The sequence below is a fragment of the Coriobacteriia bacterium genome, from assembly GCA_003149935.1.
In the GTDB taxonomy this organism is placed as follows: Bacteria; Actinomycetota; Coriobacteriia; order Coriobacteriales; family QAMH01; genus QAMH01.
In genome coordinates, this window is sequence record QAMH01000006.1 from 439,980 (window position 1) to 453,047 (window position 13,068).

Below are 13,068 nucleotides of genomic sequence, written 5' to 3' on the forward strand. Positions count from 1 at the left end.
AGATTCTTCTTCAGGCGTTATTGAATGAGTGGGGCACGTTCCTTGGAGACCTCATCGCCAATCTCCTTGCCGAGTTCCTCGGCGGTCTTCTTCGCCTTGCGCGAGAGCTTGCGCGGAACGACGACCGTCACGTGCACGAGCAGGTCACCGCGCTTGTTGTTGCGACGGAACATCGGGAGGCCATAGCCCTTGATACGCAGGGTCTGCCCTGGCTGGCAGCCCTCCGGAATGTGCACGGGGACTTCTTCGTCTTCGAGAATGCCACAGACGGTGATATCTGCGCCGACCATGGCCTGGACGACGGTGATGTTTGCGCGCGTGTGGAGATTGTCACCATCGCGCTCGAAGTATTCGTGCGGATCAATGCGAACCGTTGCGATCAGATCGCCAGCCGGTGCACCTTGCATGCCAGCCTCGCCGCGATCCTGGACACGAATCTGCTGGCCATCGTGTATGCCGAGAGGAATCTCGATCGTGAGGTGCTCGCGGTCGGGAACACGTCCCTGGCCTTGGCATTCGGGGCAGGGCTTGTCGATGGTACGCCCCGCGCCACCGCAATCCGGGCAGGTGACGGCCGTCTGCATATCGCCGAGGAAGGTATGCTGCACGCTCACGACATGGCCAGAGCCGTGACACGTGGGGCACTCGACCTCATGGCCATCCTCGGCTGCTCCGCTGCCGCCGCACTCCTCGCACGTCGCGAGACGGTCATAGACGATGTCCTTCTTGGCACCGCGAGCGACTTCCTCAAGTGTAAGACGCAGGCCAATGCCCATGTCGCGGCCATCGCGCCTGATCTGCTGAGCGCCACGTCCGCCCATACCGCCGAAGAAGGAGCTGAAGATATCACCCATGCCACCGAATATGTCGCTCATGTCGACGGCCTGATAGCCACCGAAGCCTTGTGCTGCCTCGGGCGTGCCATAGCGATCGTACAGCGACTTCTTCTTGGGGTCTGAAAGAACGTCGTATGCCTCGTTGAGCTCCTTGAAGCGCTCTTCGGCATCAGGCGCCTTGTTGACATCCGGATGCAGCTCGCGGGCCTTGCGTCGGAACGCCTTCTTTATCTCCGTTACGCTGACCTCGCGCGAAACGCCAAGAATCTCGTAGTACTCATACGCCATGCGCAATAACTCCCCGCACTCAAATGGACTGCGAGTATTTTGGGATACCAGACAGGAGACGGCGTGAACCGTAAGCGTTTCGTCACCAAGCTACACGTGAGCGTTTACCTGTCGCCAGCCAGCGACCAAATCGCACCGTAGACCTCGTTTCCAAGCAGCCACCCACGCTGCGTGGGAACGAAGCGAGCACCCCGCTCGCGCACGAGCCCGAGAGCTTCGAGACGTTCGAAGACGGCGAGCGCGCCCTCGACGGCCAGCACCCGCTCACGCGCGACGCCGATGCTCCTGCGCATGCCGAGCATGAGGTCTTCGACGGCGGATTCGCGGGCGCTGAGTAACTCGATTTCGGCACGAGGACATCCGAGCGATTCGGCAAACGCGATATCATCGGATGATGCGGCGATACGGATACGGGCGAAATCTGCATCACAAGGCTGGGTGGGGGCGCAGGCGCTCGGATCATCCGTTATGGGATGACCGATGGCGCAGTCGCTCGGACAGTCCTGAGCTCGCACGAAAGCGCCACTGGCGCTTTCGGCTCGTGCGGAACTCGCTTTGTGCATCCATCGGTCATCCCCATCGTCGGGCATGTCGAACAGTCCTGCGTCAATCACCCGTTCGGCAGTTTCGGCCGACAGCATGCTCGAAGCACCCGCACCTAGCCCCAGGTACTCAGCACCCGTCCAATACGCCGTGTTGTGGTGGGAGGGGGAGCCTGGCTTGGCGTAGGAGGCGACTTCGTAGCGTTCGAACCCCGCAGCTGTGAGCATATGCTCGGCTTCGAGCATCATGTCGGTCTGCGTGTCCTCGTCGGCGACTTCGCACTCCCCCGCCTCGACGCGACGCGTCAGTGGCGTACCATCCTCGAGAGTAAGGGGATAGATACTGATGTGCGGCACGTCGGCATCGATTGCGTGGCGCAAATCCTGCGTCCATGATTCCATGCTCTGGCCTGGACCTCCGCAGATGAGGTCGAGGGAGATGTTGTTGGTGCGGGTGCGAACGGCGGCGAGAGCCGCATCGATTGCAGCGGCGTCGTGAATGCGACCGTAGGCCGCGAGAACCGCATCGTCGAAGCTTTGCGCACCGATGCTGAAGCGGTTGACACCGAGCGAGAAGAGGTCTGCCACCATGCGCTCGTCAATGGATTCGGGGTTGACCTCGCAGGTGAACTCGACGACATTCTCGAGATTGACCGAAAGCGAAAGCGTGTATACGAGCGTATTGAGACGCCTGCTGCCAAGATGCGTGGGGGTGCCGCCGCCGATATAGATCGTCTTGACCTGGCCGAGCAACCCCGCCTTTGCCGCACGACGCAATTGCAGGCACAGCGCTTCCACATACGCATCCATGCGTTGCTCGTCCGCGCAAGCGTTCGTCGCAAAGTCACAGTACGCACAGCGCGAAACGCAGAAGGGCGTGTGCAGATAGAGGGCTTCGATCATCGAGGCTCACCCTCCGCGAGCTTGCCTGCCTCGTCGAAGATGCGCTCGAAATCGGCGATGCTTCGCGCCTCGCTGAGAGTGCGACGCAACGCGGCGGCAGACGGCAGACCATGCACGTACCAGGCAAGCTGCGCGCGCAGCGGACTCAGGTACGGGGCAGGCGCATCGAGAGGGGCGGGTATGGCCTCGTCACTCGTCGAGGGACGCTCGTCACGCGCCTTGAGCGGGTCGGCATAATGGAGGTAGAGCTCGAAATGCTCGTGCATGGCGGCGACGCGCTCGGCATGCGACGGTTCGTGTCCCGTAAAGATCCACGGGTTGCCGCGCGCGCCACGTGCCACGTGCACGGCATCCACACCGCACTGTTCGCGCATGCGGCGGGCATCGTCATGGGAAAACACGTCACCGCTGCCCGCGACGGGAATATCGACTGCCTCCTTGACCTGCGCTATCACATCCCAATCCGCATCGCCGCGATACATCTGGCGCGCGCTGCGCCCATGCACGCTCACAAGCGAGACGCCCGCCTGCTCTAAACGCTTGGCGAAGTCGACGGCGTTCTTCTCCTCGTTCGTCCAGCCGCTTCTGAACTTGGCGGTGACGGGCACGTCAACGGCATCGACGATGCTGCGTATGATATCGGCCGCCAGCTCGGGGGTCTGCATGAGGGCCGAGCCCTCCCCGCGTCGCACGACCTTGCGTACGGGACATCCCATGTTCACGTCGATGAGCGCGAGCCTATCGCCCAGACGCTCGGCAACGCGTGCGGCCTGACGCGCCATGCAATCGGGCTCCGAACCGAACAGCTGCACGGCGAGCACAGCCTCTTCCTCGGCCGGATCGGTCAGGGCGAAGGTCTTGACGCCGTTGTACTCGAGGCCCTTGGCGCTCACCATCTCGGAAAACGTCAAACCCGCTCCATAGCGTATGCAGAGGGTGCGAAAGGCCCGATCGGTCACGCCGGCCATGGGCGCAAGCCACAAGGGCGTCGCAAGGTATGTTTCGATTTGCGTCACGAGGAGCTTACTCGTCGTCAACGGAGAGGATGACCATGAAGGCCTCCTGAGGCACCTCGACGTTGCCGATGTTCTTCATGCGCTTCTTGCCCGCCTTCTGCTTCTCGAGCAGCTTGCGTTTGCGCGTGATGTCGCCACCATAGCACTTGGCGAGCACGTCCTTGCGACGCGCACGCACCGTCTGGCGTGCCAGGATGCGACTGCCCACGGCAGCCTGTATGGGCACTTCGAAGAGCTGCTGCGGGATGATCTCCTTGAGCTTCTCGCACAGGGCCTTGCCACGCGTGTAGGCGGCGTCTTTGTGCACGATAGCCGAGAGCGCGTCAACCGGATTGCCCGCGAGCAAGATCTCGAGCTTGACGAGGTTGCTCGCCTGGTAGCCGCACACGTCGTAATCGAGCGAGGCATAACCCTTGGTACGGCTCTTGAGCGAATCGAAATAGTCCATGATGAGCTCGGAGAGCGGCATCTCGAACTTGAGCTCGACGGTGGTCGTCGAGAGGTACTGCATGTCGATGAAGTTGCCGCGACGCTCGGTCGAGAGCTCCATGACCGCGCCGATGTAATCAGGCGGGATGATGATGTCGGCCTTGACGTACGGCTCCTCGATGCGCTCGATCGATGACGGATCGGGCATATCCTGCGGAGAGTGCACGGTCACCTCCTCGCCATCGGTGAGGTAGGCATGGTACTCGACCGAAGGCGCCGTTGCGATGAGGTCAAGGCCGAACTCGCGCTCGAGGCGCTCCTTGACGACCTCCATGTGCAGCAGACCCAAAAAGCCGACGCGAAAGCCGAAGCCGAGCGCCTGGCTCGTCTCGGGCTCGTAGACAAGCGCCGGATCGTTGAGCGCGAGCTTGTCGAGCGCGTCACGCAGAGCCGGATACTGATCGGCATCGATGGGAAAGAGACCCGTGTAGACCATCGGCTTGACGTCACGGTATCCAGGCAAGGGCTCGTCAGCGCCGTTTTTGGCAAGCGTGACCGTATCGCCGACCTTGACCATGCGCGGATCCTTGAGACCCGTGACAAGATAGCCAACCTCGCCGACCTTGAGCTCGTCGACGGGAGTCTCTGCCGGACGACGCACGCCCACTTCCTCGACTTCGCACTCGTTCTTCGTCGCCATGAAGCGAATCTTCTGACGTGCCTTGATGGAGCCATCGACAACGCGGATGAGCGCGACGACGCCACGGTAGGCATCGAAGTACGAATCGAAGATGAGCGCCTTGAGTGGGGCGTCTGCATCACCTTGCGGTGCGGGGATGCGCTCCACGATAGCCTCGAGCAGGTCATGCACGCCAATACCCGACTTGCCCGAGGTCAGTATTGCATCGTCGGCAGGAATCGCAAGGCCCTCCTCGATCTCGGCGCGCACGCGCTCGGGATCTGCGGCCGGAAGATCGACCTTGTTGATAACGGGGATGATCTCGAGGTCCGCATTCATGGCAAGCAATGCGTTGGCAACTGTCTGCGCCTCGACGCCCTGCGTTGAATCGACGACGAGCACAGCGCCCTCGCATGCGGCCAACGAACGCGATACTTCGTACGTGAAATCGACGTGGCCCGGCGTGTCGATGAGATTGAACTGATAGGTCTCGCCGTTATCGGCCTCGTAGAACACGCAAACGGCCTGCGACTTGATGGTGATGCCACGCTCACGCTCGATATCCATCGAGTCGAGCACCTGCTCGACCATGTCACGTGACGCGACCGTGTTCGTCATCTCGAGGATGCGATCGGCGATGGTCGACTTGCCGTGGTCGATATGCGCGATGATCGAGAAGTTTCTGATGTGCGAGCGATCCATGAAGCCCATTCTAACGCAGGAACGTCAACGTGAAAAAGGAGACCGCCCATTGCGAGGGCGGCCTCCTCAAGAAGCCCAAAAAGTCCTAAAGCTACTTGTCGAGGCTGTTGGCCAAGGCCATGACGCCGCTCTTGCGATTGGCGGCCTGGTTCTTGTGGATGATGCCCTTGCTGACGGCCTTGTCAAACAGGCGGCAGGCCTTCTTGGCAGTCTCGGTCGCGAGAGCCTTGTCGCCGGCCTCGACAGCCTCGCGCACGCGGCGCACGGCGGTCTTCATCTCGGCCTTGGCAGCGCGATTGCGCAGACGGGCCTTTTCGTTGGTCTTGATACGCTTCTTCTGACTTTTGATATTCGCCATTTCCGGCTTTTCCTTTCGATGAAACCCATTGTCTCTCGCAGTGGGGTGCGACGAAACTACGAGATAATATCACAGTTGCGCGTCATGTCACGCATCGATTCTGAAACTCAGGCCACGCAGACGTCCAAAACCCAACGCTCGAAGACAGCGTCTTTATCCGCCCCTGTCTTCATGGCCTGATCGCACGCTGCGGCGCTGATGAGCGCCTTCTCGAGTTCGGCCTGCGAAAAGCCGTCAGCCCAGCGTGCGTAGTTCTTGACCTGCCAATCGGGTTTGCTAAGCGCAGATGCAAGAGCACCCGTGCCCTGTCCCTGCAAGTCCTTTGCGATAAGCAGGTCACGGATCCTGTTGACGCACATGGTAAGCAAGCCAAAGGGGGACTGTGCGTTCATACGCGTAAGAAGCACCGCGCACTTCTTCGCGTCACGTGCCGAAAGCGCGTCGCTCAGATGCCATGGTTTGGGCTCGGCCACACGTGCGACATGGGCTTGAACCTCGGGCAAATCGATGAGTGCCCCGCGTCCAAGGGCAATGGCCATCTTCGTGAGCTCGCCATCCAGATGGACGGTCGACTCGCCTACGAGCGAGATGAGCTCCTCGGCCGCCTGGCGCGTAATCGTCACGCCCTTGCTCTGCGCGAACTGCTGCACCTGCTGGGGAAGCTCGCGGGCGCTACGCGGCGTGCAATCGATAACGGCCTTCTTGTCGACCTTGGCAATCGCCTTGTACAGACGCGTGTTCTTGGCGAGCTTCTCTGCGATGAGCGCGAGGACGGTCGTGTCATTGGGATTCTCGAGATACGAGACGATGGCCTCTGACGCCGCCTTCTTGAGACGCTCGGCACCCTGAATGACCACAAGGCGCTTCTCGCTCATGAACGGCAAGGTGTTGCAGGCTCCCGTGATCTCATCAGGCGTGAGGGCGCCGCCGTCGAAGACATCCTTGTTGAAGTCAAGGTCGCCGAGCTTTGCCATGCGCTCGTTAAGACGACCGAAGACAAACTCGCGCTTGAGCTCGTCAGCGCCGACAATGAGGTATACGGGAAGAAAATCGTTGTCTGCCATCGACGACATCCCCTAAACAAGAAGGCCGGGAAACCCGGCCTTCGGTCATCCTTGGCAGCCCGTACCGGATTCGAACCGGTGATCTCCGCCTTGAGAGGGCGGCGTCCTAAACCGCTAGACGAACGGGCCATTTCATGCGCCATTGGCTGGGGTGGAAGGAGTCGAACCCTCACTGACGGAACCAGAATCCGCTGTCCTACCATTAGACGACACCCCAGTAACAAGTGCCGAACCCTGTGTGGCGCGAGATTGCATATTACGGAATCGCGCAGGCCACGTCAAGCGAAAGACTCGATTAATTTTGCGGTATTGGCCTGACGGCATCATGGCATGCCTGTCAAGTCCGAATTCTCCCCGAATATGGTCCGGTTTTGTTCAGATTCTCAGGGTGGTTTGCTCGGATGCCCCACGTCTACCATCACGCATGCAATGCAAACATGATGGAGGCGCCATGAATACCGAGGAAGCAAAGCTCAGAGCCCATTCTCTCCTAAGGCAGGCGGGGCTGGCCGAGCTCCCTCGTCCCGTTCTTGCAGGCATCCTCATCATCGGGCTCGTACTCGTACTTGTCGGTATCTGGCAGTTCTGGCCTCGGGCAAATGCGGATTATATAGCGACGGCAAACCAAGAGCAGCAGACATCGGACGTAAACGCGCAGCAATCAGCTTCTACGCAAGTCGACATCGTGATCGACGTCGAGGGTGCCGTCAACGCACCCGGACTCTATACGCTTGCAGCTGATTCGCGTGTAGGCGAGGCTATAGAGGCAGCGGGCGGATTTGCCGCAAATGCTCAGCCAGGAGCAACCAACCTCGCGCAGAAACTCTCCGATGGCGAGCAAATCTTCGTCCCCACCATCGAAGAGGCGCAGGGTGCAACGAATGCCACCTCTATAGCTACGACGCCATCATCGAAGCAAAACGGGAAGATCAATATCAACACGGCGAACGCCGAAGAGCTACAGAAGCTCTCGGGCGTGGGGCCTGCCCTCTCGGGACGTATCATCGACTATCGCGAGTCGAAGGGACGCTTCTCCTCAATCGAGGACCTCAAGGAAGTCTCGGGCATTGGCGAGACCCGCTTCGAAAACCTCAAGGACAAGATCTGCGTATGAACTCCCATGAGAGGGGCCTTCCCTCACGTCCATCGTTGCCGCCTCTCCTACTTGCCGCTCTCTCAGCCTGGATTGCAGTTTGTCTCTCGGAGGAGTTATGCTGGCAGCTCTATGCAGACGCATGCGTGGCGGCAGCTCTTCTTATGTGCCTTATTGCCCTGCTTGTCATCGGCACGATCGTCATTGGCATCAAGCATCATGGATTCGCGGTTGTCTGCATCGCCTTCACAAGCGTATGTATATGCGGGCTTTTCTGGTGGGGCGGATGGGCAAAAGACGTCGAGCATCTCCCTACCCTTTTTGAACAAACTCCGACACTCGAGCTTGACTTGACGGGAGATCCAGCTGTCAGGGATTACGGCACCATCTCGACAGCGCGCATAAGCTGTAATGCCGGCAGCATCAGCGTGCGACTCATCTGGCCCGAAGGTGCCGAGCCGCTCTCTGCGGGACATCGTATCGCCGTCACGGGCAGCATATCATCGCCCAAACTTGACGATGGCGGCCGATGGAATCATCGCAACGGCTTTGCGGGTATGCTTCGCGCATCACACGTCGAAGAGCTTGGATATTCTCCGGGCTTGCGCGGATTCGTGACTTCGTTTCGTGACGACTCCTTCGCGCGTGTTGCCTCGATTGAAGGCGATGCAGCGGGTCTGCTTGCCGGCGTTTTGCTCGGAAACCGAACGCTCTATGCCGGGTCCGAGCTTGAGCAAGCATTCCAGACAACGGGGCTTGCACATCTCATGGCCGTCTCGGGTACGCACCTTGCCATCGTGACGATGTTGCTTTCCGCATTGCTTGCGAGAAGCTCCCTGCGACGCAAGGTTCGTAGCGCCGTGCTTATCATTGGCCTCATTATCTACGCGGCGATTACAGGCTTTGCTCCGTCAGCCTTGCGTGCCGCCACGATGTGCTCGGTTGCCCTTGTCCTGGGGGCACTCAAGACGCGTGCTTCGGCACTGAGTGCACTGTCTCTGTGCATGCTTGTCTTCCTTGGCCTCTCCCCGCCCATAGCCTTCTCCCTCGGATTCCAACTCTCCGTACTCTCGGTGCTCGGACTCATCATCTTCGCCAGACTTGCCGATTGCTGGCTCGGGCATGCACTACCGCGGCTTCCCCCGAGTCTCGTCTCATCAGTGGCGGCGACCATCGTCGCATCGTCTGCCACGCTCCCGATGACCGTAACGCAATTCGCGCAGTTGCCGCTCATATCACCTGTAGCCAACCTGCTCGCAGCGCCTCTTGTCACCGGCATGCTCTGTCTCGGTATCATCGCGCTCGTCATCGGCAGCGTCTTCGCTCCTCTTGGATTCCTGTTGCTGCAAATCGCGGCGACCTTTGCATCATGCTGCGCCACGCTCGTGCGCATGCTTGCCGATATGCCGCTTGCCTGCCTTCCCCTTTCGAGCGCTACGCACGCGATTGCAGCCTTGTTCTGCATTCTGTTCATCGCGCTGTGGGTATTTTGGCCACTTCCTCAACGTAGCGTAGATTCCGAAGGAAGGCAGAGCCCTCCCCTATCGCGCAACAAGCTTCTCAAGACATGCAGCGCCTTCATAGTGCCCATCGCGCTCGTTCTCCTTCTGGGTTTTGGGCAGTCGGCAAGACCATGGCAAGCGTCAGATGCACGCATGGTAATGCTCGACGTGGGACAAGGTGATAGCATCCTTATCCAGAGCAAGGCAGCTAACATCCTCGTGGATACGGGCGAACAAGGAGATGTGCTCCTGCGCGAACTTGCCGAGCAGGGCGTCACGCACCTCGATGCCGTCATCATCAGTCACAAGGACGCCGACCATGCCGGAGCGCTCAAGAAGCTCGCTGGTGTCGTCGTGGTCGATCACGTGTACGTGCATGCAGACTTGATCGACCAGGCTTTCATGGAGAAGGTTCTCGAATCCGCACGTTGGGTGACGAGCGGACGCGAAGGCGAGGGCGTGCGCCCTGGTACCACCTTACGGGCTGGACAGTTTTCCCTCAGCATCATTGCGCCACAAGATGGCGGAACAAGCGAGAACGAGGACAGCCTTGTCGGATTGCTCGAGTTCGATGCGGACGGTGATGGCAATGCCGACGCACGTGGGCTGCTCACAGGCGATGCCGAAAGCGAGGCGCTGGAGCGCGTCGTATCGCAGGTAGGCGATATCGACTTTCTTAAAGTCGCCCACCACGGCAGCAAGGGTGGCCTGACAGACGAACAGCTCGCGGAGCTTTCCCCCGAGATCGCACTCATCAGCGTAGGAGCCAATAACAAATACGGACATCCCAGCACCGAAACCGTGAAGATGCTCGAAGACCACGGAGCGCGCATCTACCGCACCGACAAGCAAGGCGCCATCAGTGTTGGCTTCTCCGACACGGGAATGCACGTGACACCGGAGCGATAAATAATGAAGATGCCAATGACTCCCAAATCCATGCGTGCCTCTACGGCGTGACGAAGCATTCCGTTTGGGGCACATGAAACGTGCCCCAAACGGTTGCTTTTCGTCAGAAAGCGGCAGGAATGTTCGTTTGGGGTACATCGCGCGTGCCCCAAACGCTATTCCTCGTCAACTCGAAGCGAATAACGCGCCCCAAACGCTATTCCTCGTCAAAGACCTCTTGGTCCGTGCGGCCGGTGAGCTCCTTGGCCATCTCGCGCAGCTTGAACTTCTGGATCTTGTTGGCCGGGTTCATGGGGAACTCGTCGACGAAGAACACGAACTTGGGCACCTTGAAACGCGCGATGCGCGGGATCGCGTACTCGCGCACGTCCTCCTGCGTCATGTCCTCGTAGCCTTCGCGCGTGCGGATGAAGGCGGTCACGACCTCGCCGTACTTCTCGTCGGGACAGCCCACGACCTGCGCGTCGAGCACGCCGGGCATCGTGAGCAGGAAGTTCTCGACCTCAAGCGGATAGATGTTCTCGCCGCCGCGGATGATCATGTCCTTGATGCGGCCCGTGACGCGGAAGTAGCCCTCCTCGTCGATGGTACCCATGTCACCGGAGTGCAGGTAGCCTTCCTCGTCGATGGCCTTGGCCGTCTCCTCGGGCATCTTGTAGTAGCCCTTCATGACGTTGTAGCCGCGGCAGCACAGCTCGCCGTGCTGACCCGGGCCCAGAGGCTCGCCCGTGTTGACGTCGGCAACCTTGACCGATACCGGCGGGTGCTTGCGGCCCACCGTCGTGCACTTGTGCTCGACATCGTCATCGACGCTCGTCTGCGTGAACACCGGGCTCGTCTCGGTGAGCCCGTAGCAGATGGTGATGTCGTGCATGTTCATCTTGTCGATGACCTCCTGCATGGTCGCGGGAGGGCAAGGCGAGCCGGCCATGATGCCGGTGCGCAGGCTCGACATGTCGTATTTCTCGAAATCGGGATGGTTGAGCTCGGCGATGTACATGGTGGGGACGCCATACACCGCGGTTGCCTTCTCGCGGTCAATGCCGCGCAGGACCATCTCGGCGTCAAAATCCTCGATGCCCACGATGGTGCAGCGATGCGTGAGGATGGCCATGATGCCGAGCACGCAGCCAAAGCAGTGGAAGTACGGCACCGGCAGGCACACGCGATCGTTGGGCGTGAGCTTCATGCCCTCGCCGATGAAGAATCCGTCGTTGAGGATGTTGCGATGCGTGAGCATGACGCCCTTGGGAAAGCCCGTCGTGCCGCTCGTGTACTGCATCATGCAGCAGTCGTTGTTATCGAAGGACTGGGTGACCTTCACGAGCTCCTCGGCATCGACGTATTCGCCAAGCAGGAGCAGCTCGGGCACATTGTAGAAACCGCGATGCTTCTCGGGCCCCATGTAAATGAGGTTCTTGAGGAAGGGATATTCCTCGGTGTTGAGATAGCCACGCTGCTGCGTGAGGGATTCCGGCACGAGGTCGCGAATGATTCCCTTGTAATCGATGTCGCGATACTGGTCGATGATGCACAGCGCCTTCATATCGCTTTGCTTGAGTACGTAATCGAGCTCGTTGGACTTGAAGACCGGATTCATCGTAACCATGACGACGCCGATCTTGGCACAGGCGTACATGAAGGTGACCCAGTCGGGGATATTGCGAGCCCAGACGCCCAGATGGTCGCCCGGACGCATGCCGATGTAGAGCATGCCGCGGGCAAGGCGGTCGGTCCTATCGTTGAACTCCGCATAGGTCCAGCGCAAGGCGCGATCGGGATAGACCATGAACTCATGATCGGGATCGATCGCGGTCTGGAAGCGCAGGTAATCGCCGAGCGTCATCTCGGAGAGCAGCGGGTAGTCCTGATCGCCAAACTGCGGAACGCTACCATCCTCGCGCGCAGACGGATGCATGATCTCCTCTGCACGCTCGAGGCGAAAGTCAATCTCCTCCTGGGTCCACCCGTTTTCCGTGACGAGGTGATCCGTTGCCATGTAGGCGGGAGATTCCTCCATAACCTTTGTCATTGTCAGCAGCGCCCCCTTCTAAACCGGCGTGTACACGACGGCGAGAAACTTCGCCTTCTGGCCATCATGGGCACGAACCTCATGCGGAACGATGGAGTCGTAGTAGATGGACTCACCGGGATGCAATACGAAAAGCTCCTTGCCATACTCGATCTCGATCTCGCCCTCCATGCCATAGAGCCATTCCTCGCCCTCATGACCGACGAGCTTGTGGCTCGTCTCGCCAGAAGGATCGACGGTGATGATGAAGGGATCGATGTGACGCGATGGTTTGCCGGTAGCCAGGCTGAAGTAGGACAGGTCACCCGCATCGTTATTCGTCTCGAGACTCTTGAGGCGCGTAACCTCCTCCATTTGCTCGGACGAGATGTACAGGGGTCCCAAAGCCTCGTCGTCGTCCATGAGCGTGCCGAGGCGCACGCCAAGAGCGCGCGTGATCTTGATAAGGGGCGCTAGCGAAGGGGGGAGCTCGCCGTTCTCGAGGCCAACGATGGTCTCGATGTCGCACTGGCAGCGGTCTGCCAGATCCTGCTGCGTAAGGTGATGCGCCTCGCGCAGGGTCGTGATTTTGGTTCCCAGCTTGTTGTTTACTTCTTCGCTCATGCCTTTCTCCTTATCCTTGCTATCCTTCACTCGCCATCCAAGCGAGTAAATCCCATACAGTACCATGTATATCCAAGAACGGCTCCCCATATTGAGGAGCCGTCCACAATAG

General features: G+C 59.8%; 10 protein-coding genes and 2 tRNA genes. 2 read left to right on the forward strand and 10 right to left on the reverse strand.

What is annotated here, in order from left to right; genetic code table 11:
* Nucleotides 1-17: 17 nt before the first annotated feature.
* From dnaJ to DBY20_04710, 8 genes are all read right to left on the reverse strand, one after another.
* Entirely contained in the window at nt 18-1,124 is a 1,107-nt protein-coding gene (dnaJ, locus tag DBY20_04675; protein ID PWL79172.1) for a molecular chaperone DnaJ, read from the reverse strand.
* 104 nt (nt 1,125-1,228) lie between these two features.
* Nucleotides 1,229-2,569 (reverse strand): coproporphyrinogen III oxidase, encoded by a 1,341-nt coding sequence (locus DBY20_04680; GenBank protein ID PWL79173.1) that lies wholly within the window; start codon nt 2,567-2,569, stop codon nt 1,229-1,231.
* Nucleotides 2,566-3,537, reverse strand: a complete 972-nt coding sequence (locus DBY20_04685) for a tRNA dihydrouridine synthase DusB (protein PWL79422.1) — start codon at nt 3,535-3,537, stop codon at nt 2,566-2,568. Before DBY20_04685 ends, DBY20_04680 begins: the two co-directional genes overlap by 4 nt.
* 55 nt (nt 3,538-3,592) lie before the next feature.
* Nucleotides 3,593-5,395: an elongation factor 4 gene (locus DBY20_04690; protein PWL79174.1), complete on the reverse strand. Its 1,803-nt coding sequence runs from the start codon at nt 5,393-5,395 to the stop codon at nt 3,593-3,595.
* Nucleotides 5,396-5,486: 91 nt separating this feature from the next.
* On the reverse strand, nt 5,487-5,753 hold the full coding sequence (locus tag DBY20_04695; GenBank protein ID PWL79175.1) for a 30S ribosomal protein S20: 267 nt from the start codon (nt 5,751-5,753) through the stop codon (nt 5,487-5,489).
* A 107-nt stretch (nt 5,754-5,860) separates the two neighbouring features.
* Nucleotides 5,861-6,817: a DNA polymerase III subunit delta gene (gene holA / locus DBY20_04700; protein ID PWL79176.1), complete on the reverse strand. Its 957-nt coding sequence runs from the start codon at nt 6,815-6,817 to the stop codon at nt 5,861-5,863.
* A 52-nt stretch (nt 6,818-6,869) separates the two neighbouring features.
* Nucleotides 6,870-6,946, reverse strand: a tRNA-Glu gene (locus DBY20_04705).
* Between the two features lie 14 nt (nt 6,947-6,960).
* Nucleotides 6,961-7,034: transfer RNA gene (locus DBY20_04710), tRNA-Gln, on the reverse strand.
* Nucleotides 7,035-7,142: 108 nt separating this feature from the next.
* Between DBY20_04710 and DBY20_04715 the strand changes: the two genes are divergently transcribed.
* Nucleotides 7,143-7,931, forward strand: a complete 789-nt coding sequence (locus DBY20_04715) for a competence protein ComEA (GenBank protein PWL79177.1) — start codon at nt 7,143-7,145, stop codon at nt 7,929-7,931.
* The gene (locus DBY20_04720) at nt 7,928-10,321 is read left to right on the forward strand and encodes a DNA internalization-related competence protein ComEC/Rec2 (GenBank protein ID PWL79178.1); all 2,394 of its coding nucleotides are present in this window, start codon (nt 7,928-7,930) and stop codon (nt 10,319-10,321) included. Before DBY20_04715 ends, DBY20_04720 begins: the two co-directional genes overlap by 4 nt.
* 196 nt (nt 10,322-10,517) lie before the next feature.
* Here the strand turns inward: DBY20_04720 and DBY20_04725 are convergent, their stop codons facing one another.
* Together DBY20_04725 and DBY20_04730 are read right to left on the reverse strand one after the other, a co-directional pair.
* Nucleotides 10,518-12,239, reverse strand: a complete 1,722-nt coding sequence (locus DBY20_04725) for an AMP-binding protein (GenBank protein PWL79423.1) — start codon at nt 12,237-12,239, stop codon at nt 10,518-10,520.
* A 132-nt stretch (nt 12,240-12,371) separates the two neighbouring features.
* A complete protein-coding gene (locus DBY20_04730; GenBank protein PWL79179.1) occupies nt 12,372-12,956 on the reverse strand; it encodes a DNA-binding protein in 585 nt (194 codons plus the stop codon).
* Nucleotides 12,957-13,068: the final 112 nt, after the last annotated feature.